We start from the raw sequence: 21,987 nt of genomic DNA, 5'->3' as shown, positions 1-21,987 counted from the left end.
TGTGTTTAGATTGTGCTTGCAATCTAAATGACGCGGGTGCTCCGACGGCACCTGCGAAGGACAGGAGCGAGCATGGAACTCAAGAACGCGGTCGCGGTGGTCACCGGCGCCAACCGGGGCCTCGGGCGGCACCTGGCCGCCCAGCTCGTGGAGCATGGCGCCAAGGTGTACGCGGCGGCCCGCCGTCCCGAGACGGTCGACCTGCCGGGCGTCCGCCCACTGCGCCTCGACGTGACGGATCAGGAGTCGATACGGGAGGCCGCCCGCATCGCGTCGGACGCGACGCTTCTGATCAACAACGCGGGCGTCTCCACCGGCGCGACGCTGGTCGGCGGCGACCTGGACGAGGTACGTCGCGAGATGGAGACCAACTTCTTCGGCCCGCTCGCCGCCACACGGGCCTTCGCCCCTGTCATCGAGGGCAACGGCGGCGGCGCCGTACTCAACGTCCTGTCCGCCCTGTCCTGGTTCCACCCGGCAGACCTCGGCTCCTACGCGGCTTCCAAGGCCGCCGCCTGGGCGCTGAGCGACGCGAGTCGCGAGGAACTGGCGCCCCGCGGGATCACCGTCTCGGCGCTGCACGTCGGCTACATGGACACCGACATGGCCGCCGGCGTGCCCGCCGATCAGAAGGTCGCCGCCGCCGACGTCGCGGCCCAGGCCCTTCACGGCATCGAGACCGGCCTGCCCGAGATCCTCGCCGACGAGACCAGCAGGTACGTCAAGCAGAGCCTGTCCGCGGCGCCCCAGCCGAACGCGGGCTGACGCTCACCCCTCCACCACGGCACGACGGCCTTCCAGGCCCCCTTGCGCAAGGACTTCTCATGCGTTACACGGCCTTCGGCCACAGGGCCGGACTGCGCGTCTCCGAGTGCGCGCTCGGCACCGCGAACTTCGGCACGGGCTGGGGCACCGGCGCCGAGCCCGACGAGGCCCGCCGGATCTTCGACCGGTTCGCCGAGGCCGGCGGCACCTTCCTCGACAGCGCCGACAGCTACCTCGCAGCCCTCGACGTCCAGCTCACCGACGAGCAGTACGCGCGCCTCGGCAAGGTCGGCGCCATGCCGCTCGGCGTACCGCACGAGGGCGTCGCGGGCTCGCTGGGACTCCTCCAGGGCGGCGACGGGAGCAGCGTCATCGCCCCGGTCGTGCCGGTTGCCTGAGCCCGGAAACACGGCCGCCGCAGGGCTCTCCGCGCAGGGACTGGCCACTGCCGTGCCGACGCGGAGCGCGCGGACCAGAAGACACCACAGACTGCCTCGTAAAGAGACAAACCCCTCACAGACAGAACACCCCTCCCGCTTGAACGGGAGACCACACGAACGGAGATGACGATGAAGGCCTTCAGGGTCGAGAAGTACGGTGACGCGTCCAACATGCGTGCCACCGAGATAGCCGACCCCCAGGTGGGCGCCGACGACGTCCTGGTCAGGATCGACGCGGCGAGTGTCAACCCACTGGACATGAAGATCCGCGACGGTGACCTCAAGTCGATCCTGCCCTACCGTCTCCCGCTCGTCCTGGGCAACGACCTCGCCGGGACCGTCGTCCGCGTCGGATCGTCCGTCACCCGCTTCGCGGTGGGAGACGAGGTCTGGGCGCGGCCCGACAAGGACCGCATCGGCACCTTCGCCGAACTCCTCGCCGTCCACCAGGACGACCTGGCTGCCAAGCCCGCTACGCTCACCATGACCGAGGCCGCCTCCCTCCCCCTGGTCGCGCTGACCGCCTGGCAGGCCCTGGTCGAGCGGGCGAACGTCCAGCCGGGCCAGAAGGTCCTCATCCACGCGGGCGCCGGCGGCCTGGGATCCATCACCATCCAACTGGCCAAGGCACTGGGCGCGCACGTCGCCGCCACCGCGAGCACCGCCAAGATCGACCTCGTCAAGGACCTCGGCGCGGACGAGGTCATCGACTACCGCACCCAGGACTTCTCCGAACTCCTCACCGGCTACGACCTCGTCCTGGACTCCCTCGGCGGCGAGAACCTCGCCAAGTCCCTGCGCATCCTCAAGCCCGGCGGCCTGGCCATCTCCGTCGCGGGCCCGCCCGACACGGCCACCGCCCGCGAACTCGGCTCGAACCTGGTGCTCCGCCTGGGCATCGCCGCGCTCAGCGCCAAGATCCGGCGCCAGGCCAAGCGTCTCGGTGTCACGTACTCCTTCCTGTTCATGAAGGCCAGTGGCGACCAGCTGCGCGAACTCACCCCCCTCATCGACGCCGGGAAGATCCGCCCCGTCGTCGACCAGGTCTTCCCCTTCGACGAGACCCTTCAGGCCATGGAGTACGTCGAGAAAGGCCGCGCGAAGGCCGGCAAGGTCGTCGTCTCCATGACGTGAACCCAGGGCAACGGCCCTGCCGGACGCCGAGAACGCCGCCCGCCACAACGAGAAGAACCCGCCCCACGCTCCTTTCTCCCACACCAGGACCCGATCACGAACGCACCGTCCAGCTCCCCCACGCCCACCCCGTCGTCGTACGAGAACGCGCCGACCCCGCGCCGTGTCCGCGCACGGCGTGGGCGTCGCCTACCGGCAGCACGGTCCGGACGACAACTTGCCTGCGAAGAGTGCGGATCACGTCAGGAAGGATGCGAATTCGGCGACAGATGTCGCGCTCAGAGCTTCGCAAAAGGGCAGGTCGGGACGGAAGGATGACAACACCTATCGTGCTAAGTCTCAGAAGCGGAGCCCGGGCCGGGTCCAGAGGGTGAGGTCGCTGCTGGTGGCGACCGCCAGGGTCAGGCCGGAGGGAGAGAACCCGGCCGCACGGAGTTCCGAGTGCTCGGAGTGGAAGACGTGCCACCACGTCCCTCCCGCCGGGCCCTTGCGGGCCCCGCCGTCGGCGGAGAGGAGGACGCGGTCGTGGGCCACTCGGGGCTGACGACGTCCAGGGTCCAACCGTCCGGTGTGGTGCTGTGCAGGCCGCCGCCGAAGAGCCCTGCGATGCGCACCGGCGTGCCCTCGATCGGACCGAGCCCGGGACAGGTGAGCTCCGGCGACGCGTCCGGAGTGCTGGTGTCGGGGTCCGGGTCCCGGTCGCGGGCGACCTTCTCGCCGGTGACCGCGTCGAAGAGGCCATGGCCGTCGCGGGACACGACCATGACGAGGTCGTGCCCGCTGTCGGGATCGACGGCGAAGCCGATGCCGAGCAGCCCCCCGACGGGAGTCCGGCGGTCCAATACCGGCCGCCACGGCTCCGGCGCCGGCATGACGGTGGCGGCGAGGTAGCGCTCGCGCAGCCGCTGCTGGTATTCCGTGATCAACGCGTCCCCCACGTGGCGAGCCCACCGCCCGGCAGCGAGACGAAGCGCCGGCCCTGCGGCCCTGTGACCTGCCAGGCCTCGAACGACGCGACGGCCGGGCAGACCAGGTGCAGGCCGCTGTCGAACACCATCCGCAGGCTGCCGGACTTGAACGCGACCGCGGACGCCACCTCGGCCCCGAACAGCGGCAGGGCCGCAGCCACGTCCTGGATCTCCGGTATCACCGCTCGGCGGGAACCGAGCGCCCCGACCGAGAGCCGGGCCGGCGCCTCCAGGACGACCTCCCAGCCGCCGTCGAGGACCAGCGTCAGCCGGAAGTCGATGCCGATCCGGGTGACGGCCAGGCCCCGCAGGTTCAGGATCCACCGATCCGCGCCCTCCACCGGCGGGGTCGTCGTCGCCATGTTCATCGCCTCACCGTCGTCTTGATGTGATCAGCCGCCGAAGCCGAGGGCCAGGGCGACCACCGCCGGCGCCGCATAGACCACCGGGAACGGCACGTGCGCGTACGCCCGGGCCCGGACCACGGTGACCACCGCCCCCGCGAAGTACGCCGCGACCCCGACGGCCGCGAACACACCCGCCGCCTTCGCGACTCCCAGCCACACCCACCAGGCCCGCGGGACCCCGTACTGCACCGACCAGAGCGAAGACAACAGCCGTCGTGGACATCCGGCACTCCCCCCAGGCGGACGCCCGCGCGGACCGCGCCGGTCAGGACTCCCGCCTGTCTGGCGGATCCGAACTCCTGCCCCGCACCCCGAATCCGGTGGCGGGAAGGCGTTCCGCCGACGGAGACTGGCCGCATGCCGCGCCGCTCCGCCTACGTCTGCCTCGACTGCCGGGTGTCCTTCAAGCACTCCGCGTACCGCGAGTACCGCTGCCCCCGGTGCCGCCGGGCCCTCCTCCTCGCCGGCGACGCCTTCGAGGCGCCGCCGCGGCGGGACCGGGACGCCTGGCGGGTCCTGTCCGTGCTCCTGCACGCCGGGCTCGACTTCCGGCAGGAGTGCTGCGGCTGCGGACCCGGCTACCGGCCGCGGAGCCTGCGCGAGGTGCGCGAGCGGCTCGCGTACGCCCGGCGCACCGGGGTACCGGCCTCCCGAGCGCTCGCCACCCGGTAGGCACACTGCCCCCGGCCCCGGCCGCGGGCCCCGCTCAGGACGTGCCGATCACCACCGTCGCGTACAGCTCCTGCGAACTGACCGCCCGGACCGACAGACCGGCCGAGGTCAGCGCCGACGCCGTCGACGGGGCCTGCCGGGCGCTCGTCTCGATCAGCAGGCGCCCTCCCGGGGCCAGCCAGGCCGGGGCCCCCGCCGCGACCCGGCGGTGGATGTCCAGCCCGTCGGCCCCGCCGTCCAGCGAGACCAGCGGCTCGTGGTCGCGCGCCTCCGACGGCATCAGCCCGATCTCCTCCGTGGGCACGTACGGGGCGTTGACCACCAGAACGTCCACCCGCCCGCGCAGCTCCGGCGGGAGCGCGGCGTACAGGTCGCCCTCCCACACCCGGCCGCCGTACGGGGCCACGTTGCGCCGCGCGTACGCCAGCGCCGCCGGGTCGATGTCGGCGACGTGCAGCTCCACCCCGCCCGGTGACTGCGCCGCCACCGCCGCACCCAGCGCGCCGACCCCGCAGCACAGGTCCAGCACCACGGCACCCGGCCGGGTCAGCGCCACCGCCTCCTCCACCAGGAACTCGGTGCGTCGGCGCGGTACGAAGGCCCCCGCGCCCACCTGCACGCGCAGCCCGCAGAACTCCGCCCAGCCCACTACGTGTTCGAGCGGCTCACCGCCCACCCGGCGGGCCAGCAGCTGCGCCAGGTGCGCGTCGTCCCGGGCGGCGCCGCTCAGCAACTCCGCCTCCTCCTCCGCGAAGACGCAGCCGGCCGCGCGCAGGGACTCCACAAGTGACGTCACAACCTCAGCCCTTCGATCCGTATCCGTCATCCGCCGTCCGCCGTCCGCCGTCCGCGATTTCAGAAGACGTCCGGACACCACGGACGGCGCGCGGTACGGAACACCGCGTCCGCCAGCGCGACCGCGCCCGGCCGCTCCTCGGCCACCTGCCCGAGCGCGGCCAGCCGCACCGCGGACGCCTCACCGAGGTACAAGGATCCCAGCGCGGACACGTCCAGCCGCAGGTCGGCCGCCTCCTGCGTGCGCTCGCACACGCCCGCCCCCGCATCCAGCCGGTAGCGGCCGGCCGCCGGGCCGGCCTCGTCCGTGACCTCCAGTACGAGGACCCCGGGCACCTCGTACGTCCGCGCGCCCAGCGCCCGTACGACATCCAGGACCCGCACCCACAGGAAGTCGGCGGAGGTGACGACGCGGGCCGAACGCGGGTCGGGCAGCAGGTGCGGGAGGAGGTCGTCGGGGGCCCGGTAGCCGGTGCGGACCTTCAGCACCCAGTCGATGGAGCACAGGAAGTGCCACAGCGCCCGCTCCGCCTGCGGGGTGAGCGCCAGCAGGTCCTGCACCTGCACGGTGTTCTGCGGGACCTTCGCGTCCGTCCAGTGGTCGTCGGCGGTGTAGACGGCCACGCCGGCCACCTCGCCCTCCGCCGTCCGGTACACGGCGTGGAACTTCTCCTTGTAGGGCCGGTGCGACATCTCCTCCACCCCGGTCGCCAGGTTCCACCAGCGCTCGTCCCGGTTCACGGCCCCCGGCACGGCCGCCCGCACCTTGTCGTGCAGCCCGGGGCCGAACCGCCGGAACTCGGCGGCGTCCACCAGGTCGATCCGCCCCCCGTCCGCGGGCGCCGACCACCTCCGGTCCAGCCCGGTGCGCGGTACGTCGATCTCCCATTCCGTGAGGGCGGTGGCGGGCCCGAACCCGTACCGCCCGTAGATCGGGTACTCGGCGGCGATCAGCGTCGCCAGGGCGTCGCCGCGCTCCGCGGCCGCGGCGAACTCGGCGGCCATCATCCGGGTCAGCAGGCCTTGGCGGCGGTGGGTGGGCAGCACGCCCACGTTGGAGACCGCGGAGACGGGGACGGCGGCCCCGCCGGGCACCGTCAACTCCTGCGCGAAGGACCGGAAGGCCCCCACGCAGCGGCCGGTGCCGGGGTCGAACGCGCCCTGGACGCGGGCGAGATCGTTGTACTTGGCGCGCTGGGCGAGATCGGAGTCGGTGACCCGGGTCGCGGTCAGGAAACCGGTGTGGACGGCGCGCACCCAGTCGTGGAGTTCGGATTCGGCGATCGGCCGGACGTCAGCACTCATAGCGGCCCACGCTAATCGCCCGACCGGCGCGGGTCGCCCGAATTTCCTACGCGAGCAGGTCGTCCACCTGCGCTTCTCCCTCCCGGTACCGGCGGGTGATCTCCGCACTGCACTCGTCCACCGTGCGCTGGAGCTGCTGTCGGCGCCACGAGACCTGCTGCTCGTAGCGCACCAGCTGCCCCATCCCGTCGTGCAGTTCGCCGTCGGTGCGGGCCTCCAGGTCCGACAGCTCCACGTCGGCGAGCATCTCCGCCGCCAGCACCCGGTACTCCTCGCTGTGCGGGGTGCCGAGCGTGACGTGCCGGGCTGAGGCGCTGCGGCTGGAGGGAGCGTCGGCCAGGATCACCGAGAGCCGGTCCACCACCGGCGCCTCGGGATCGGTCCGCCGGGCGAGCTCGGCGCGCAGGATGTCGATACGGCCCTGGAGCAGTCTGCGCACGTAGCTCAGATCGGCCTCGTCGCGCTGCGCGTCCCGGCGCAGCGCGCGCAGTTCGGGCAGCCCGAGCGCGGTGGCCGGGGCCGCGGGCCCCTGCTCCTGCGTCTCGGCCGTGCGCTGCGCGGGCGGTCGTACCGCGGCAGCTGCGACGGAAGCGGGTGATGCAGGTACGGAGGTACCAGAAGTATTCATACGAACGGGTCCGTCCCCTCGACCGGTGCGGCGCACCCGCACCGCCTGCGTGCATCGTGCCACTCTCCGTGGCCCCGGTGCAGTCCCACTCCACCCGATCGGCCCCGGACGGGTGCACGGCTGGTACACAGGTGGTATGCGAGCTGTGGTGCAGAGGGTGGACGGCGCGAGCGTCGTCGTGGGCGGCGAGACCGTGGGCGAGATCGTCGGCGAGGGGCTGTGCGTGCTGGTGGGGGTGACCCACGACGACACGCCGGAGAAGGCGGCGCTGCTGGCGCGCAAGCTGTGGTCCGTGCGGATCCTGGAGGGCGAGAAGTCCTGCAGCGACAACGGGGCGCCGCTGCTGGTGATCTCCCAGTTCACGCTCTACGGCGACGCCCGCAAGGGGCGGCGACCCACGTGGAACGCGGCGGCGCCCGGGCCGGTCGCCGAGCCGCTGGTCGACGAGGTCGTGGCGCAGCTGCGCGCGCTCGGCGCGACGGTGGCGACGGGCCGGTTCGGGGCCGACATGCGGGTGTCGCTGACCAACCACGGCCCGTTCACCATCGTCGTCGACGTATAGGCCCGGGCGTCAGGGGGCTACGACGACCTCCTGGGCGGCGGCCGTGCCGCCCACCAGCAGCGGGGCGTCGACCGGGACGTTCCGCTTGACCAGGGCGAGGGCGATCGGGCCCAGCTCGTGGTGGCGGACGGCGGTGGTCACGAAGCCCAGCTGGCGGCCCTCCTCGCCGTCGGCGGCGAGCCGGACCGGGGCGCCGTGGGCCGGGAGGACCACCTCGGAGCCGTCCAGGTGCAGGAAGACCAGGCGGCGCGGGGGCTTGCCCAGGTTGTGGACGCGGGCGACCGTCTCCTGGCCGCGGTAGCAGCCCTTCTGCAGGTGCACGGCGGTGCCGATCCAGCCCAGCTCGTGCGGGATGGTGCGGTGGTCGGTCTCCAGGCCGACCCGCGGCCGGTGTCCCTCGACGCGCAGGGCCTCGTAGGCGAGGAGGCCGGCGGCCGGTCCGTGCGCGGCGGCGAAGGACTCCAGCTCGGCGCGGGGCAGGAAGACGTCCCGGCCGTACGCGGTCTCGCGTACGGCGAGGTCCTTGGCGACCTCGGCGATGGAGCCGGCCGGCAGGTGCACGACCGCGAACTCCTCGGTGCGGTCGGCGACTTCGACGCGGTAGAAGAACTTCATCGACTCCAGGTAGGCGATCAGCTCGCCCTGGGTGCCGGGCTCCACGTGCGCCCACGTCGTCTCGCCGTCGTCGACGAGGTAGAGCGCGTGCTCGATGTGGCCGTTGGCGGAGAGGATCAGTGCCTCGGTGGCCTGCCCGGCCGGGAGCTCGGTGACGTGCTGGGTGATCAGCAGGTGCAGCCAGCTCAGCCGCTCCGGTCCGGTGACGGCGACGACCCCGCGGTGTGAGAGGTCGACGAAGCCGCGGCCTCCGGCGAGGGCGCGCTGTTCGCCGTAGAGCTCGCCGTAGTGGGCGGCGACGCCCTCGTCGCGGCCTTCGGCCTGGACGGCGCCGGGAAGATGGAGCAAGGGGCTGCTGGTCATGCGACCAAGCCTACGACCCTGCTACGCGTGGGCGGCACGCTGCTTGGCGGCGCACTTCTTGCACAGTCCGAAGATCGCGAAGTGCTTCATGTCCGTCTCGAACCCGAAGGTCGTACGGAGCTTCGCGGTGAACTCTGCGGCGATGTCGAGGTCCGCCTCGATCACGTCGGCGCAGTCCCGGCAGACCAGGTGGATGTGGTGGTGGCGGTCGGCCAGGTGGTAGGTGGGGGCCCCGTGCCCGAGGTGGGCGTGCGAGACCAGGCCGAGCTCCTCCAGGAGCTCCAGCGTCCGGTAGACGGTGGAGATGTTGACCCCGGAGGCCGTCTTGCGCACTTCCGCCAGGATCTCGTCCGGGGTGGCGTGCTCCAGCGCGTCCACGGCTTCCAGGACGAGCTGGCGCTGCGGGGTCAGCCGGTAGCCGCGCCGCCGCAGGTCGGTCTTCCAGTCCGCGCCCGGGGTTCCCTCGGTGCCGACGGCGTTCTCGGTGCTCTCGGTGCTCACCACCCCGTCAGTGTATGTGTGCGAAGGGGACCGCGGTCGAGCCCGCGGTCCCCTTTCGTGCACAGCCTGGGGAGGTTTCCGCTCAGCGGAAGAAGGCGATGCCGTCGTCCGGCATGTCCGGGAGGTTGCGCGCCATCTCGGCGACCTCCTCGGGCGTGACGACCTTCTTGAGCTGGGCCGACATGTACGGGCGCAGTTCGACGTCCGGGGTGGCCTTCTCGCCGACCCACATGAGGTCGCTCTTCACGTAGCCGTAGAGCCGCTTGCCGCCGCTGTACGGGCCGGAGGCCGCGGTACGGGCGACCGCGTCCGTGACCAGGTCGATCTGGGGCTTCTGGTCGGCGAGCTCGCCGTACCAGACCTCGACGACGCCCTGGTCGCGGACCATGACGATCTCGACCTTGCGGTCCTTGTCGATGCGCCAGTAACCCGACTCGGACTCCAGGGGCCGCACCTTGTTGCCCTCGGCGTCGAGGACCCAGGTGTGGGAGGTGTACTCCAGGAAGTCCCGGCCGTCGTGGCTGAAGACGACTTCCTGGCCGAAGTTGCACTTCTCCTCGCCGGGGAAGTCGAAGACTCCCGCACCCTCCCAGTTGCCGAGGAGGAAGGCGAGGGGGACGAGGCCCGGGTTCAGGTCGGACGGGATCTGGATCATGTGTGGCTGCTCAGGCGATCTGTGGGAGGGGTTCCGGGGCGGTCAGCTGAGCCGGTGCTCAGCGCTGACCCTGGTACAGCTTCTTGACGGCCAGGCCGGTGAAGGCCATGACGCCGACGCAGACCAGGACCAGCAGGGAGGTGAAGACTGCCTCAAGCACGGGGTGCTCCTCGGAATCGTTTCGGGGCTGTACGGGGCCGGTCCCCAAGCCTACTGGCCCGGGGACCGGCGCACGGTGTGAGGTGGGCCGTACCGGTCGGCCCCCGGCGGTCAGCCCAGCAGCTGGCTCTGCAGGATCACCGTCTGGTGGAAGGGGACGGGGGCCACGTCTCCCTTGCGGGACTGGATGACCATGCCCAGGACGTCACCCGTCCGGAGGCAGCCGACCTTGGTCTGCTCCTCGCCGGTGACGGGCTTCATCTCCTGGTACACGCTGAGGTCGGTGCCGTCGAAGTTGGCGGCCCCGGGGAAGTCCAGCGTGGTGCTGTTCATCTGGGTGTTCTTGGCCTTGCTCCAGACGTCGTCCAGGTCCAGGGCCGAGACGCCGTTCAGCTGCGCGTTGGTGTCGCAGCCCTTGAAGGCGTCCACGAAGCCCGACGAGTGGAAGCGCAGCAGGTAGACGTGCGTGCGCGTGCCGTCCGGCGCCGTCCAGCCCCGGCCGACGATCTGCCGGAGCCCGTCCCATTCGAGGGACGTCTTGAGCTTCTCGCGGGCTTCGGGCGCGTACTCCTCCAGGAAGGAGTCGACCGGCACCGTGCCGTCCTTGTCGGCCTTGACCGCGTCGTCGGCCTTGGCGCCCTGGGGAGCGGGCAGGAGCAGGCCGGTGAGCTGGGCGTAGTGCGTCCCGTCCTTGTTGTCCGGGCCCTGGGGCAGGGGGGCGCCGGCGGGCAGCGCGGGCTGGGAGAGCTGCGGGAACGTCCAGCGGCCGTCGCCCTCGGTGGACAGGCCGGGGATGTCGGTGCGCTCCGGCACGGTGATCCCGTACGCGACCCCGGCGCCGACCGCGGCGAAGACGGCGACGGCGGCGGTCCAGCGCAGGGCGGCGCGCAGCGCCCGCCGGTCCTTCGGCGGTGCGGGCGGGGCCGCCCAGGGGGAGGCCTCGGACGAGGGCGCGGCGGCGGGCACCGGCACGGTCTCGGGCACGGGCACGGGCTCCGGAGCGACATCGGGCGAGGGCGCGGGCTCGGGCGAGGGCGCGGGCTCGGGCGAGGGCGCTGGCTCGGTCACGGCCTCAGCGGCGGGCGCGGGCTCGGCGGCCGGCGCCGGCTCGGCCACGGCCTCGGCGGCCGGCGTGGGCTCGGACGAGGGCGTGGGCTCCGCCTCGGGGCCGGTGGTGGTCTGCTCGCTGCTCACGCGGACTCTCCGGGGGACTTGAGGTGGTCGAGTTGCTGCTTGAAGAGGCCCGCGGCGTCCTTCACCGCGAATCCCTTGCTCCCGTACATGCGGAAGGTCACGAGGACGTCCCCCTCGACGGCCACGCAGTCGAGGGCGTCGATCTTCTCCTTGCCGTCCTTCCCGCCCTTGAGCGAGTCGTCCAGCCCGCACTTGGCCTGCGGGTAGCCCTCCACCTGGGGCGCCCCGCCGGCGGCGGTGAGCTCGATGAGCTTCTTGGTGAACTCGGCGAACTTGGCCAGCTGCTGCGGATCGGCCTGGATGAGCCGGATCTCGGCGACCGCGCCTCCGTAGCCCTCGCCGCGGCCGTAGCTGCGCCCGGCCATGCCCTTGAGCTTCAGATCGGCCAGCAACTTGTCCCGTTCGGCCCGCTCACTGCTGGAGAGGCCCGTACGGGCGTCCTTGAAGCTCTGCAGCGCCTTGTCGCTCGGGAGGTAGTAGTAGTTGCCCTCGGGGTCGAGGTCGGGACCGGGCCAGTAGTTGGCGGGCAGCGGCATCAGCTTGCCCGTCAGCTCGTTGGGCGGCACGGACGGGACCGGGGCCGCCGTGCCGCCGGTCGTGTGGTCCTCGGCCACCCAGTACCGCGTCGGCGAGGTCCGGTCGGCGTCCGCGAGCGCGGCCGCGGCGGCGACACCGCCGCCCGCGAGGACGACGACGCCCACGGCCGCCGAGACCAGCGCGAGCGTCCTGCGGTTCTTCTTGCGCACGGGCGCGGCGGCGGGCTCGGCCGCGGGCTCGGCCGCCACTGCGGGTACGGGCTCGGCCTCGGCCGCCGCTACGGGTGCGGGCGCCGACTCGGGCCCGGTTGCGTTCTGCTGCTCGCTCACAGCCGCTCCATCTGTCGCTTGGCCAGCTCGACCAGGGCCTTCTCGTCGACGTCGCCGCGGTTGTTCGTGTACTCGATGCTCATCACGATGTCGCCGCGCCGGACCACGGCGCGGCCCTGCCGGATCGGGTGGTAACCGGGCTCCTGGTGCGCCTTGGAGTCGATCCACATGTGGCCGAAGTCCGCCGGAGCGCCCGGGAGGTCCTTGCCCGTGTTGCCCGCGTGGTCCTTGTCGGGCATGTACTGGACGATCTCCGTGTAGAAGTCGTCGGCGCCCGCGCGGTCGCGGAACTGGAGCAGGTTGATCTCGATGAAGTTCCGGTCGTTCTCGGCCCACCGGGCTGTGGCGAGCCGCTTGGCATCCCTGATGAGCGAGCCGACCGCCTGGGACGGCTCGAGGAAGTAGTCCGCCGAGAACGCGTCCGTGGAGACGGGTCCCGAGAAGCTGTCCTGCACACCGCCGGGGACGTCCAGCAGCTTCTTGGCCAGGTCCTCGTCCGCCTTGTGCCAGCGGGTGGCGTTGATCGAGCGCCGGCTCGTCGCGTCGTTCATGGCGGCCGGCTTCGGCCCGTCAATCTTCTGCTGGGCCAGCGGCGGCAGCGGGGTGGGCTCGCGGTGGTACTGGACCGCGTAGCCGGTGACGGTGCCGGCGAGGACACCGAGCACGGCGGCGCCCGCGATCAGGAGCGTGGTGCGCCCCGCGCGGCGTCGGCGCGGGGCCGAAGCGGCCGAAGTGGCCGAAGTGTCCGGCTCCGGTGCGCTCTCCCCCTCTTTCCGCTGCTCAGGGATGGTCTGTTCGTGTTCCAACGGGGTCCCCCACAAAACCGGAAGCGCGGGCTGGTTACCCGCGCGTACCCCATGACCCACAGTGCGGCAGAGCAGTTGTACGAAGCCTGATCACGTTCTTGTCTCGTGTGCGCTTCAGTCCTCGCGGCGCCGTTTTCCGTCCAGTTCGTCCCACCATTCGTCGGACTTCGGATCGCCCGAGGGGTCGTCCCACCAGCGGTCGTCCGGCCCGCGCCGGTTCGCGATCATCGCGGCGACGGGCGGGATCACCATGGCGACGACGCACATGGCCACGGCGGCCTCGACCGACCACAGGCGCACGAAGGACCAGGCGGAGACGAAGAGGACCAGGCATCCGCCCATCAGCAGGAAGTAGGCGCGTCGGCGCCGGGCGTACATGCCTCCAAGGGTAGGACGGCCCGTCCGGGCAGGGAACGGCGCGAAGGGCCGCACCCCGTTCCAGTGGCGTCCAACCCCCGGGGGTGCGGCCCTTCGGCCGATCAATCAGGCGATCACATGTGCGGCGCTCAGACCGCGATCGCCACGTCCGTCACGCCGCCGGCTTCGGCGACCACGACGGCACGGTCCGCCTGGGCACCCGGGACGAGCGCGCGCAGCGTCCAGGAGCCGGTGGCGGCGTAGAAGCGGAACTGGCCGGTGGCCGAGGTCGGGACCTCGGCGGTGAACTCGCCGGTCGAGTCCAGCAGCCGCACGTAGCCGCTGACGGGCTCGCCGTCCTTGGTCACCTGGCCCTGGATCGCGGTCTCACCGGGCTTGAGGGTCGCGAGGTCGGGCCCGCCGATCTGTGCTCCACACATGTTCTCTGTCCTGTCCTGGAGGGGTTGTACTACGAGGGCGTCGCGTGCCCGGGATTACTTGTTGGGGCCGAGCTCGATCGGCACGCCGACCAGCGAGCCGTACTCGGTCCACGAGCCGTCGTAGTTCTTGACGTTCTCCTGGCCCAGGAGCTCGTGCAGCACGAACCACGTGAGCGCGGAGCGCTCACCGATGCGGCAGTAGGCGATGGTGTCCTTCGCCAGATCGACCTGCTCGGCCTGGTAGAGGGCGGTCAGCTCGTCGTCCGACTTGAAGGTGCCGTCGTCGTTGGCGTTCTTCGACCACGGGATGTTGCGGGCGCTCGGCACGTGGCCGGGGCGCTGCGACTGCTCCTGCGGGAGGTGCGCCGGGGCGAGCAGCTTGCCCGAGAACTCGTCGGGGGAGCGGACGTCGACCAGGTTCAGGGAGCCGATCGCGGCCACGACGTCGTCGCGGAAGGCGCGGATCGAGGTGTCCTGGGGCTTGGCCTTGTACTGGGTGGCCGGGCGGTTCGGGACGTCCTTGCCGTCGACCAGGTCGCGGGAGTCGAGCTCCCACTTCTTGCGGCCGCCGTCGAGGAGCTTGACGTCCTGGTGGCCGTAGAGCTTGAAGTACCAGTAGGCGTAGGAGGCGAACCAGTTGTTGTTGCCGCCGTAGAGGACGACGGTGTCGTCGTTGGAGATGCCCTTGGCGGAGAGGAGCTTCTCGAAGCCCTCCTGGTCCACGAAGTCGCGGCGGACCGGGTCCTGGAGGTCGCTCTTCCAGTCGATCCGGACGGCGTTGGTGATGTGGTTCTTGTCGTAGGCGGACGTGTCCTCGTCCACCTCGACGATGACGACGTCGGCGTCGTTCAGGTGGGCCTCGACCCAGTCGGCGTCTACGAGGACGTCGCTGCGGCTCATGGTGATCTCCTCCGGGGCAGTGTGCGGCGGGGCGGTGCGGGTGCGCTGTGCTGCGTGCCTGCGGGTGCGCTCGATTTCCTGCGCGGGGAGGCGTCAGGGGTCAGGAGGCAGGTGCGGTCACGCGGGGATGGGCCTGTCGGGCCGTCGTCCGGCTGATGGAGCGGATGCGCTCACACGTCACATGGATCGACAGAGCATGGCGGCGACGCGACACAGGTCTACTGCCCGTCGCTTCGTGAGGTCCGCCTGCTGATGCTTCATAGCCATGGATCGTAGGGACGAATCAGCCGCCCTGTCACCGGTGTGTCATATTCCGAGACAGGATCGTCCGAATGGTGGGATGAGAACACCTTTTCCGGGGCGCCCCGGCGCCCCCGGGGCCCGCCGCGCGGCCCGCCCTTCTGCGGATCGGACCGCCCTGTCTCACGATCCGGCCATCGCCACGTTCGAGCCGCCCAGGGTGAGGTGCACGCCGGCTTCGTCCGAGGTCAGTGCCGAGAGCTGGAGGCCCGCCGGGAGGCCGCCCTCGATGTTGCGGTCGAAGTCGGTCTGCCGCCGTACGAGCCGCTCCAGGCCGGGGATGCCCTCGCCCGGCACCTCTTCGGCGTGCACCCGGACGATCTTGCCGCCCTTGCCGCCCTTGGCGTCCGGCGCGTCGACGAGCGTGATCGTCGAGATCACGCTGCGCGACAGCTTCCGGCCGGCGATGTCCACCGACGCGGTGACCTTCACCTTGCCGGGAGCCCCGCCGTAGGACAGGGTCGCGCCGGTCTGGGAGGCCGCGGTCAGGTCGGCGTACGTGATGAGCGCGGTGCCCTCGGCGCGCTCGGCCGTGCCGCCGCTGTAGTCACCGTTGAGCCGCACGCCGCGGAAGCTCGCGTCGAGCTCCGAGAGCCGCGTCTTGCGGCCCTCGGCGGCGACCTCGACGCCCTTGAGCTTCAGGTCGACCCGGTCCAGGTCGTGGCTGAGGGCCTGGGTCAGGAAGGGGAACCCGTGGATCTCCACCTCCGTGCTGCCGGCCAGGCCCTGCCGGGCCTGTATTCGGTCGGCCAGCTGGTTCTCGGCGTAGCCGACCGCCCAGCGGTCCGCGCCCACGAACAAGGCTCCGAGCACCACTCCGATGATCACAACGACGCGCAGGATACGCACGTGCCCTCCCCCTACTTATCGGTACGTGCGGTCTAGTTGACCATGTCCGGCCGTCAGGAGACCGTCAGCGGTGGTGTGACGGCGCAGGTCAGCCCACCACCCGTCCGATCAGGTACACGGCGGGGGCGGCGGCCGCGAGCGGCAGCGCGACACCGGCCGTCATGTGCACGAACTTCGACGGGTAGTCGTACGCCGCCACGCGCAGCCCGACCAGCGCGCACACCCCGGCGACCAGGCCGAGCAGCGCCCCGCCGACACCGACGGAGGTGATCCCGCCGACCGCGACGCCCGCGCCGGCGGCCGAGGCCAGCGAGACGCCGACGGACGTGGCGGTGGGCAGCGGCAGCGCGCGGACGAAGACGGCGACGGCCACGGCGGCCGCGCCGACCGTGACGGCGGCGGTGTCGGCGGCCAGGTAGCCGGCGCAGATGACGGCGAGGGCGGCCGAGGCCACCGAGGCCATCAGCCCGTACATCCGCTCGTCGGGATCGGCCTGGCTGCGCAGCTGGAGCACGAGGGTGAGCAGCACCCAGGCGCCGAGGGTGCCGACGATCGCGCCGGCGCCGTGCGCCTCCTCCACCGCGAGCACGGCCGCGTCGGCGGCCAGGGCGCCGGCGAAGGCGAGGGCGATGCCCTGCCGGGCCGGCCACATGCCGTTCAGCCGGAACCAGCCGGCCGCGGTGAGGCCCTGGAGGGCGATCAGCGGCACGAGCAGGGCGTACTGCCCGAGGGCGGCGGCCGCGGCGAGCAGCAGCCCGAGGGCGGCGGTCAGTATGGCCGGCTGCGGGCCGGGGTCGATGATCGGCGACCGGCCTTCGGCGCGGGCCTGGGCCGGGTCGACGGCGCGCACGGTGTTCCCGGCGAGGGTGGGCGGGGACCAGTCGGTGGCCTCCGGCGCCTCGGCGGCGCTCCCGGCCGGGGCCGCTACCGCGGCCGGTGCCGGGTGGGCGGCCGCCTGGGGCGGCAGTCCCCCGGCTGCCGCTGGGCGGTACCCCGGGCCCGTCTGCTCGGCGCCGGACACGTGGGGCTCCTGCTGCTGCTCGGGGCCGGGGAAAGGCGGAAGGTAGGCGGTCTGCTCCGCGGCGGCGCCCTGCTGCTGCTCGGGCCCGGGGTAGGGCGGCAGATAGGCGGTCTGCTCCGCGGCGGCGCCCTGTTCCTGCCCGGGACCCGGGTACGGCGGCAGATACGCGGTCTGCTCCGCGGCAGCGGACGCGGGAGCACCCGGCGCGCCCAGGCCGCCGCCCTGCGACCAGTCCTGCGCCGGAGCGGCCGGAGCCTCGTCCCGGAACCAGCCCTCCGGAGCCACGGCCTGCTGCTGCTCGGGCCCGGGGTAGGGCGGCAGGTAGGCGGTCTGCTCCGCGGCGGCGCCCTGCTCCTGCCCGGGACCCGGATAGGGCGGCAGATACGCCGTCTCGGCAGCGGCAGCGGGCGCACCCGCGCCCAGGCCGCCACCCTGCGACCAGTCCTGCACCGGGGCCGCCGGAGCCTCGTCCCGGAACCAGCCCTCCGGAGCCACGGCCTGTGGCTCCTGGCCGGTGCCCGGCGCGCCCCAGGCCGCCTGCCCCTCGGCCGGAGCCTGGACATGGCCCTGGCCCTGGCCCTGGCCCTGGTACGACGGGTAGGCGGAGGCCTGGCCGGGCACGGCCCCCGCACCCGGCGCGGCGGCCTCGTCGCGGAACCAGCCCTCGGGCGCGACCGGCTGCCCGGGCACCGCGCCCAGCGGCGGATGCACCGGCTGGTATCCGGTGTCCCAGGTGTCGGCCTGCCAGGTCTGGGTCCCGTACGGGTCGTGCGGCTGCTGCTGCTGCGACTGCTGTTGCTGCTGCTGTTCCTCAGGCGTGCTCATCGGCTCCCGCTCACCCGCCCGCGAACGGCGGGAGCACCTCGACGGTGCCCCCCTCGGTCAGCGGTACGGAATCGTGCGGGCGCTTGCCCACAGGTTCTTCGTTCACGAGGAAGGAGCAGCGCAGCAGGACCCGGGTCAGCTCCCCTGGGTGGCGTTCCCGCACGCCCTCGAGCGCCTCGGCCAGGGTCCTGGCCGAGTACGGCTCCTCCGCAGTCCCGGCCGCGGCCTTGGCCGCCGCCCAGTAGCGGATGGTTCCGGTTGCCACTGCAGCTCCTATCGTCGGCTCTCTACCGTCGGCCTCCATGATGGCCCCTCCGGCCGCCGCCCCCGGCGTGCCCCGACGCGCCGTGTGTGCGCCGGGCCGGCCCGGCCCCGCCGCCCCGCATGCCTCCGTTCCGGTGAAAAACGGTGCATACGCAGGGCGGAACGTGGCAGGAGCGTGGCATGAACCACAGAAGAGGAAGGAGGAGAGCCTCGGACGGGAAACGGCGGGTGGGCTATTCTGCTGGCGAGAGGATCCGGGCAATGTGGCCCCCGGGTCCTTTTGTGCTTTCAGCACGTTGAACGAACCGAGAACAGTGGTGACCGGGCGGATCCCCAGGGCGCGGGGCCGTGAGGGCACCAGGCGACACGTACGAAGCAGTACCGCGCACGTCCTCGACGGGACCGAGGAGGAACCGACGTGATGGACCAGCGAACCGTGCACCACCGTCCGGCCCGGGCAGGTGGTCGGTCATGAGCTCGCTCCTGCTGCTCACCAACGCGCTGCAGCCGTCCACCGAAGTGCTGCCCGCACTCGGCCTGCTGCTGCACAACGTCCGGGTGGCGCCGGCCGAGGGCCCGGCCCTCGTGGACACCCCGGGCGCCGACGTCATCCTCGTCGACGGCCGCCGCGACCTGCCGCAGGTCCGGTCGCTGTGCCAGCTGCTGCGCTCCACCGGCCCCGGCTGTCCGCTGATCCTCGTCGTCACCGAGGGCGGCCTGGCGGCCGTCACCGCCGACTGGGGCATCGACGACGTACTCCTGGACACCGCCGGCCCCGCCGAGGTCGAGGCACGCCTGCGGCTGGCCACGGGCCGCCAGCAGCTCGGCTCGGACGACTCCCCCATGGAGATCCGCAACGGCGACCTGTCGGTGGACGAGGCCACGTACTCCGCCAAGCTCAAGGGGCGGGTGCTGGACCTCACCTTCAAGGAGTTCGAGCTCCTCAAGTACCTCGCGCAGCATCCGGGCCGGGTCTTCACCCGCGCGCAGCTGCTGCAGGAGGTCTGGGGCTACGACTACTTCGGAGGCACCCGGACGGTCGACGTGCACGTACGGCGGCTGCGGGCGAAACTCGGCCCCGAGCACGAGTCGCTGATCGGCACGGTCCGCAACGTCGGCTACCGCTTCGTCACGCCGGAGAAGGTCGAGCGGGCGGCGGCGGAGGCCGCGGCCCAGGCGGCGGCCCAGGTCGCCGCGGAGGCGGCCGCGGAGGGGCCTGCCCGGGCGTCCGGGGCGACCACCCGGTCGGCCTAAGGGCCGGATGATCGTCCGGTCTTCAGGACGCCCTGCCCAGAGGTAGGTCACCCCGCGTAGACTGCCGCGCGTGGCCAAGGTGACGCGGGATGACGTAGCGCGACTTGCGGGTACTTCTACCGCCGTCGTGAGCTACGTCATCAACAACGGACCCCGGCCGGTTGCCCCGGCCACGCGCGAGCGTGTCCTCGCCGCGATCAAGGATCTGGGCTACCGCCCGGACCGGGTCGCCCAGGCGATGGCGTCGCGGCGCACCGACCTCATAGGCATGATCGTCCCCGATGCCCGCCAGCCGTTCTTCGCGGAGATGGCGCACGCGGTCGAGCAGGCCGCCGCCGAGCGCGGAAAGATGGTCCTGGTCGGCAACTCCGACTACCGCACCGAGCGCGAGGTCCACTACCTGCGGGCCTTCCTCGGGATGCGGGTCTCCGGCCTGATCCTGGTCAGCCAGGGCATGAGCGAGCAGGCGGCCAGCGAGATCGAGGCCTGGGACGCCCGCGTGGTGCTGCTGCACGAGCGCCCGGAGGCGATCGACGACGTCGCGGTCGTCACGGACGACATCGGCGGCGCCCAGCTCGCCACCCGGCACCTGCTGGAGCACGGGCACGAGTACGTGGCCTGCATCGGCGGCATCGAGAACACCCCGTCGGTCGGCGACCCGGTCGCCGACCACGTCGAGGGCTGGCGGCGGGCCATGCTGGAGGCCGGCCGCTCCATCGAGGGCCGGCTCATCGAGGCGCCGTACAACCGCTACGACGCGTACACGGTCGCCCTGGAGGTCCTGGCGCGGCCGGACCGGCCGACGGCCATCTTCTGCGCCACGGACGACCAGGCGATCGGCGTGCTGCGCGCCGCGCGCGAGCTGCGCATCGACGTGCCCGGGGAACTGGCCGTGGCCGGCTTCGACGACGTGAAGGAGGCGGCCCTCACGGACCCGCCGCTGACCACGATCGCCTCGGACCGCCCGGCGATGGCCCGCGCGGCGGTGGACCTGGTCCTGGACGACGGCCTGCGCGTGGCCGGCTCGCGCCGTGAGCGCCTCAAGCAGTTCCCGTCGGCGCTGGTGGTCCGCCGCTCCTGCGGCTGCCGGTAGCCGCAGGGGTCGCTCCGGTTCAGGAGAACCAGCAGAAGCACACCGGCAGGATCACCAGCAGCAGCGCCCCGGCGAGCGCCACCGAACAGCCGCCCGGTGGGGCGTCGGGATCGGCGACGGACGCGGCCAGCAGCGCGAGCGACGCAGCGACGACCGGCCCGAGCCCGACTGCGGCCCCGAGCAGCGACACCCACAGCAGGACCATCCCGGTGAGCAGGCAGACGCAGGTGAAGGCCGTCGGCGCGTCGCGCGCCAGGAGCGGCAGACCGGCGACGAACAGGATCAGCAGGAAGCCGCGGGCCGGCACACCCTCCGTCGCCACGGTCGCCGACCACACCGTCGTACCGGCCGTCACCGCCGCCGCGGTCACGGCCAGCCTCCACGGCAAGCGGGACACCCTCCGCCGCACGACCTCGTCCACGATCCCCCCGATCGGTATTTGAACTCGTTCACTTGAACGCGTTCAAGATAGCGGAAGGGGGAGGCGCCGGGAAGTGTCTTTACATCGGGCATACGCGGTTCTGTCGGGCTTCTCAGGCCGGACTCAGGAAGCTCTCATCAACGGCGGGGAGAGTCGTGTCATGACCGAGAGCTTCCGCCGCGAAGGCGAGTACCCGCAGGAACACCGCCCCCAGCACGCGCCGTTCGGCGAGGACTGGCAGCGCGGACGCGACCGGCTGGCGCACGAGGCCGGAGTCGGGACCGGAGCCGGGGCGTATCCGCCGCCGCCCGCCTACCCGCCGGCCGCGCCCGGCTGGCACGAGGCGCACCAGCCGCCGGTCATCCGGGGCGAGACGGTCCCGGCCCCGGCGGACGGCGGCGAAGCCGGCGCCGGCCTCCCGCAGGGTCCCGCCCACGCCGCGCCCGCCCGGCGCGCGAAGAAGCCCGTCGCCCTGCTGGCCGCCGTCGCGCTCGCCGCGGCCCTGGTCGGCGGCGGCACCGCAGCCGCCGTCCAGCAGCTGATGGACCGGCAGGCCGGCACCACCGGCGGGGTCAGCGGCACGAACGTCTCGCAGTCCAGCACCGGCACCGTCGCCGGGATCGCCGAGCAGGTCAGCCCCTCGGTCGTCCGCATCGACACCCGCACCGGCTCCGGCCAGGGCACCGGCTCCGGCTTCGTGCTCACCGCCGACGGCGAGATCGCCACCAACAACCACGTCGTGGACGGCGCCACCCAGATCCAGGTGACGACGAGCGACGGCAAGAAGCACACCGCCAAGATCGTCGGCACCGACCCCGACAAGGACCTGGCCCTGATCAAGCTCGACGGCGCGAGCGGCCTCAAGCCCGCCGAGCTCGGCGACTCCGGCAGCGTCAAGGTCGGCGACCAGGTCGTCGCCATCGGCTCCCCCGACGGCCTCACCGGCACCGTGACCAGCGGCATCGTCTCGGCCCTGAACCGCGAGGTGAAGGTGCCCAAGTCGGAGCAGAGCTCCCCGCGGGGCCGCCAGCAGGGCGAGGACAGCTGGCCCTTCTCCTTCGGCGGCCGCCAGTTCAACGGGGACACCGGCTCGAACACCACCTCGTACAAGGCCCTCCAGACGGACGCCTCCCTCAACCCGGGCAACTCCGGCGGCGCCCTGGTCAACATGAAGGGCGAGATCGTGGGCATGCCCTCCGCGATCTACTCGCCCTCGACCGGCAACTCCGCCGCCGGCAGCGTCGGCCTCGGCTTCGCCATCCCCGTCGACACGATCAAGGCCGACCTGGACTCCCTCCGCAAGGGCGGCCCCGGAGGCAAGGAATCCGCCGGCACCTCCGGCACCTCCGGCGGCGACTCCTTCGCCAACGGCTTCGGCACGTCCTTCTAGGGCTGCGGCCGGGCAGGTCTGCCGGGTTGCGTCGTCCG

General features: G+C 72.4%; 27 protein-coding genes and 1 pseudogene. 8 read left to right on the top strand and 20 right to left on the bottom strand.

The features are described 5' to 3' along the window. Nucleotides 1-72 precede the first annotated feature (72 nt). From OHA91_RS20640 to OHA91_RS20630, 3 genes are all read left to right on the top strand, one after another. Nucleotides 73-765, top strand: a complete 693-nt coding sequence (locus tag OHA91_RS20640; protein ID WP_328739723.1) for an SDR family oxidoreductase — start codon at nucleotides 73-75, stop codon at nucleotides 763-765. A gap of 59 nt (nucleotides 766-824) precedes the next feature. Then, entirely contained in the window at nucleotides 825-1,163 is a 339-nt protein-coding gene (locus OHA91_RS39890; protein ID WP_031154277.1) for an aldo/keto reductase, read from the top strand. Between the two features lie 171 nt (nucleotides 1,164-1,334). Continuing rightward, entirely contained in the window at nucleotides 1,335-2,339 is a 1,005-nt protein-coding gene (locus OHA91_RS20630) for an NADP-dependent oxidoreductase (protein ID WP_266500077.1), read from the top strand. Between the two features lie 339 nt (nucleotides 2,340-2,678). Here the strand turns inward: OHA91_RS20630 and OHA91_RS20625 are convergent. The 3 genes and pseudogenes from OHA91_RS20625 to OHA91_RS20615 form a co-directional block, all read right to left on the bottom strand. Beyond that, nucleotides 2,679-3,265 (bottom strand): annotated as a pseudogene (locus OHA91_RS20625) (hypothetical protein). Next, a complete protein-coding gene (locus OHA91_RS20620; RefSeq protein WP_328739721.1) occupies nucleotides 3,262-3,675 on the bottom strand; it encodes a DUF6188 family protein in 414 nt (137 codons plus the stop codon). Before OHA91_RS20620 ends, OHA91_RS20625 begins: the two are co-directional and overlap by 4 nt. 24 nt (nucleotides 3,676-3,699) lie before the next feature. Continuing rightward, nucleotides 3,700-3,903, bottom strand: coding sequence for a hypothetical protein (locus tag OHA91_RS20615; protein ID WP_051893377.1), 204 nt, complete (start codon nucleotides 3,901-3,903; stop codon nucleotides 3,700-3,702). 168 nt (nucleotides 3,904-4,071) lie between these two features. On the opposite strand from OHA91_RS20615, the gene OHA91_RS20610 reads away from it, so the two are divergent. Further along, nucleotides 4,072-4,386 carry a hypothetical protein gene (locus tag OHA91_RS20610; protein WP_031154272.1) on the top strand — a complete coding sequence of 105 codons (315 nt, stop codon included), beginning with the start codon at nucleotides 4,072-4,074 and terminating at the stop codon, nucleotides 4,384-4,386. 34 nt (nucleotides 4,387-4,420) lie between these two features. On the opposite strand, the gene OHA91_RS20605 is transcribed toward OHA91_RS20610, so the two are convergent. From OHA91_RS20605 to OHA91_RS20595, 3 genes are read right to left on the bottom strand one after another with little or no spacing between them, the layout of a single operon-like run. Continuing rightward, complete coding sequence (locus OHA91_RS20605; RefSeq protein WP_031154270.1) at nucleotides 4,421-5,212, bottom strand: putative protein N(5)-glutamine methyltransferase; 792 nt, start codon at nucleotides 5,210-5,212, stop codon at nucleotides 4,421-4,423. Nucleotides 5,213-5,241: 29 nt separating this feature from the next. Further along, nucleotides 5,242-6,486 (bottom strand): GNAT family N-acetyltransferase, encoded by a 1,245-nt coding sequence (locus OHA91_RS20600; protein ID WP_031154269.1) that lies wholly within the window; start codon nucleotides 6,484-6,486, stop codon nucleotides 5,242-5,244. A gap of 46 nt (nucleotides 6,487-6,532) precedes the next feature. Next, nucleotides 6,533-7,114, bottom strand: coding sequence for an RsiG family protein (locus OHA91_RS20595; protein WP_031154268.1), 582 nt, complete (start codon nucleotides 7,112-7,114; stop codon nucleotides 6,533-6,535). Between the two features lie 136 nt (nucleotides 7,115-7,250). Between OHA91_RS20595 and dtd the strand changes: the two genes are divergently transcribed. Then, the gene (gene dtd / locus OHA91_RS20590) at nucleotides 7,251-7,676 is read left to right on the top strand and encodes a D-aminoacyl-tRNA deacylase (RefSeq protein ID WP_030771205.1); all 426 of its coding nucleotides are present in this window, start codon (nucleotides 7,251-7,253) and stop codon (nucleotides 7,674-7,676) included. A gap of 9 nt (nucleotides 7,677-7,685) precedes the next feature. On the opposite strand, the gene ygfZ is transcribed toward dtd, so the two are convergent. The 13 genes from ygfZ to OHA91_RS20530 form a co-directional block, all read right to left on the bottom strand. Continuing rightward, the gene (gene ygfZ, locus OHA91_RS20585) at nucleotides 7,686-8,654 is read right to left on the bottom strand and encodes a CAF17-like 4Fe-4S cluster assembly/insertion protein YgfZ (RefSeq protein ID WP_031154267.1); all 969 of its coding nucleotides are present in this window, start codon (nucleotides 8,652-8,654) and stop codon (nucleotides 7,686-7,688) included. 21 nt (nucleotides 8,655-8,675) lie between these two features. Next, nucleotides 8,676-9,158 (bottom strand): Fur family transcriptional regulator, encoded by a 483-nt coding sequence (locus tag OHA91_RS20580; protein ID WP_328739720.1) that lies wholly within the window; start codon nucleotides 9,156-9,158, stop codon nucleotides 8,676-8,678. Between the two features lie 79 nt (nucleotides 9,159-9,237). After that, nucleotides 9,238-9,810, bottom strand: a complete 573-nt coding sequence (locus tag OHA91_RS20575) for an FABP family protein (protein WP_030659031.1) — start codon at nucleotides 9,808-9,810, stop codon at nucleotides 9,238-9,240. Between the two features lie 270 nt (nucleotides 9,811-10,080). Beyond that, nucleotides 10,081-11,163 carry a hypothetical protein gene (locus OHA91_RS20570; RefSeq protein WP_328739719.1) on the bottom strand — a complete coding sequence of 361 codons (1,083 nt, stop codon included), beginning with the start codon at nucleotides 11,161-11,163 and terminating at the stop codon, nucleotides 10,081-10,083. Continuing rightward, nucleotides 11,160-12,029, bottom strand: coding sequence for a hypothetical protein (locus OHA91_RS20565; protein WP_078959451.1), 870 nt, complete (start codon nucleotides 12,027-12,029; stop codon nucleotides 11,160-11,162). The genes OHA91_RS20570 and OHA91_RS20565 overlap by 4 nt, the downstream gene beginning before the upstream one ends. After that, on the bottom strand, nucleotides 12,026-12,835 hold the full coding sequence (locus OHA91_RS20560; protein WP_328739718.1) for a hypothetical protein: 810 nt from the start codon (nucleotides 12,833-12,835) through the stop codon (nucleotides 12,026-12,028). Before OHA91_RS20560 ends, OHA91_RS20565 begins: the two co-directional genes overlap by 4 nt. Before the next feature lie 114 nt (nucleotides 12,836-12,949). After that, a complete protein-coding gene (locus OHA91_RS20555; protein ID WP_031154258.1) occupies nucleotides 12,950-13,213 on the bottom strand; it encodes a DUF3099 domain-containing protein in 264 nt (87 codons plus the stop codon). Nucleotides 13,214-13,341: 128 nt separating this feature from the next. Next, nucleotides 13,342-13,632, bottom strand: a complete 291-nt coding sequence (locus tag OHA91_RS20550; protein WP_030030422.1) for a DUF1416 domain-containing protein — start codon at nucleotides 13,630-13,632, stop codon at nucleotides 13,342-13,344. 54 nt (nucleotides 13,633-13,686) lie between these two features. Continuing rightward, nucleotides 13,687-14,532: a sulfurtransferase gene (locus tag OHA91_RS20545; protein ID WP_031154256.1), complete on the bottom strand. Its 846-nt coding sequence runs from the start codon at nucleotides 14,530-14,532 to the stop codon at nucleotides 13,687-13,689. A gap of 177 nt (nucleotides 14,533-14,709) precedes the next feature. Continuing rightward, the gene (locus OHA91_RS39885; RefSeq protein WP_350206375.1) at nucleotides 14,710-14,793 is read right to left on the bottom strand and encodes a putative leader peptide; all 84 of its coding nucleotides are present in this window, start codon (nucleotides 14,791-14,793) and stop codon (nucleotides 14,710-14,712) included. A gap of 162 nt (nucleotides 14,794-14,955) precedes the next feature. Further along, entirely contained in the window at nucleotides 14,956-15,681 is a 726-nt protein-coding gene (locus OHA91_RS20540; RefSeq protein WP_031154254.1) for an LmeA family phospholipid-binding protein, read from the bottom strand. An 88-nt stretch (nucleotides 15,682-15,769) separates the two neighbouring features. Next, nucleotides 15,770-17,023 (bottom strand): hypothetical protein, encoded by a 1,254-nt coding sequence (locus OHA91_RS20535; RefSeq protein WP_408059244.1) that lies wholly within the window; start codon nucleotides 17,021-17,023, stop codon nucleotides 15,770-15,772. 514 nt (nucleotides 17,024-17,537) lie between these two features. Next, entirely contained in the window at nucleotides 17,538-17,792 is a 255-nt protein-coding gene (locus tag OHA91_RS20530; RefSeq protein WP_031154250.1) for a MoaD/ThiS family protein, read from the bottom strand. 470 nt (nucleotides 17,793-18,262) lie between these two features. Between OHA91_RS20530 and OHA91_RS20525 the strand changes: the two genes are divergently transcribed. Both OHA91_RS20525 and OHA91_RS20520 read left to right on the top strand, forming a co-directional pair. Continuing rightward, nucleotides 18,263-19,045, top strand: a complete 783-nt coding sequence (locus OHA91_RS20525) for a response regulator transcription factor (RefSeq protein WP_031154247.1) — start codon at nucleotides 18,263-18,265, stop codon at nucleotides 19,043-19,045. 70 nt (nucleotides 19,046-19,115) lie between these two features. After that, nucleotides 19,116-20,138, top strand: a complete 1,023-nt coding sequence (locus OHA91_RS20520) for a LacI family DNA-binding transcriptional regulator (RefSeq protein WP_030855197.1) — start codon at nucleotides 19,116-19,118, stop codon at nucleotides 20,136-20,138. A 19-nt stretch (nucleotides 20,139-20,157) separates the two neighbouring features. Here the strand turns inward: OHA91_RS20520 and OHA91_RS20515 are convergent, their stop codons facing one another. After that, nucleotides 20,158-20,508: a hypothetical protein gene (locus OHA91_RS20515; protein ID WP_328739716.1), complete on the bottom strand. Its 351-nt coding sequence runs from the start codon at nucleotides 20,506-20,508 to the stop codon at nucleotides 20,158-20,160. 211 nt (nucleotides 20,509-20,719) lie between these two features. Between OHA91_RS20515 and OHA91_RS20510 the strand changes: the two genes are divergently transcribed. After that, nucleotides 20,720-21,949 (top strand): S1C family serine protease, encoded by a 1,230-nt coding sequence (locus OHA91_RS20510; protein WP_328739715.1) that lies wholly within the window; start codon nucleotides 20,720-20,722, stop codon nucleotides 21,947-21,949. Nucleotides 21,950-21,987 lie beyond the last annotated feature (38 nt).

The sequence above is a fragment of the Streptomyces erythrochromogenes genome, from assembly GCF_036170895.1.
Taxonomy (GTDB): Bacteria; Actinomycetota; Actinomycetes; order Streptomycetales; family Streptomycetaceae; genus Streptomyces; species Streptomyces erythrochromogenes.
The sequence above is the reverse complement of the archived record's forward strand: the minus strand, read 5'-3'. Positions and strand labels throughout refer to the sequence as shown.

Bases quoted from the DNA above. Each gene is read 5' to 3' on its own strand.
- ygfZ (WP_031154267.1), bottom strand. From the start codon at position 8,654: ATGACCAGCAGCCCCTTGCTCCATCTTCCCGGCGCCGTCCAGGCCGAA.
- dtd (WP_030771205.1), top strand. From the start codon at position 7,251: ATGCGAGCTGTGGTGCAGAGGGTGGACGGCGCGAGCGTCGTCGTGGGC.
- OHA91_RS20595 (WP_031154268.1), bottom strand. From the start codon at position 7,114: ATGAATACTTCTGGTACCTCCGTACCTGCATCACCCGCTTCCGTCGCA.
- OHA91_RS20605 (WP_031154270.1), bottom strand. From the start codon at position 5,212: ATGACGGATACGGATCGAAGGGCTGAGGTTGTGACGTCACTTGTGGAG.
- OHA91_RS20610 (WP_031154272.1), top strand. From the start codon at position 4,072: ATGCCGCGCCGCTCCGCCTACGTCTGCCTCGACTGCCGGGTGTCCTTC.
- OHA91_RS20555 (WP_031154258.1), bottom strand. From the start codon at position 13,213: ATGTACGCCCGGCGCCGACGCGCCTACTTCCTGCTGATGGGCGGATGC.
- OHA91_RS20640 (WP_328739723.1), top strand. From the start codon at position 73: ATGGAACTCAAGAACGCGGTCGCGGTGGTCACCGGCGCCAACCGGGGC.
- OHA91_RS20600 (WP_031154269.1), bottom strand. From the start codon at position 6,486: ATGAGTGCTGACGTCCGGCCGATCGCCGAATCCGAACTCCACGACTGG.
- OHA91_RS20630 (WP_266500077.1), top strand. From the start codon at position 1,335: ATGAAGGCCTTCAGGGTCGAGAAGTACGGTGACGCGTCCAACATGCGT.
- OHA91_RS39885 (WP_350206375.1), bottom strand. From the start codon at position 14,793: ATGAAGCATCAGCAGGCGGACCTCACGAAGCGACGGGCAGTAGACCTG.
- OHA91_RS20525 (WP_031154247.1), top strand. From the start codon at position 18,263: ATGAGCTCGCTCCTGCTGCTCACCAACGCGCTGCAGCCGTCCACCGAA.
- OHA91_RS20575 (WP_030659031.1), bottom strand. From the start codon at position 9,810: ATGATCCAGATCCCGTCCGACCTGAACCCGGGCCTCGTCCCCCTCGCC.
- OHA91_RS20510 (WP_328739715.1), top strand. From the start codon at position 20,720: ATGACCGAGAGCTTCCGCCGCGAAGGCGAGTACCCGCAGGAACACCGC.
- OHA91_RS39890 (WP_031154277.1), top strand. From the start codon at position 825: ATGCGTTACACGGCCTTCGGCCACAGGGCCGGACTGCGCGTCTCCGAG.
- OHA91_RS20545 (WP_031154256.1), bottom strand. From the start codon at position 14,532: ATGAGCCGCAGCGACGTCCTCGTAGACGCCGACTGGGTCGAGGCCCAC.
- OHA91_RS20550 (WP_030030422.1), bottom strand. From the start codon at position 13,632: ATGTGTGGAGCACAGATCGGCGGGCCCGACCTCGCGACCCTCAAGCCC.
- OHA91_RS20620 (WP_328739721.1), bottom strand. From the start codon at position 3,675: ATGAACATGGCGACGACGACCCCGCCGGTGGAGGGCGCGGATCGGTGG.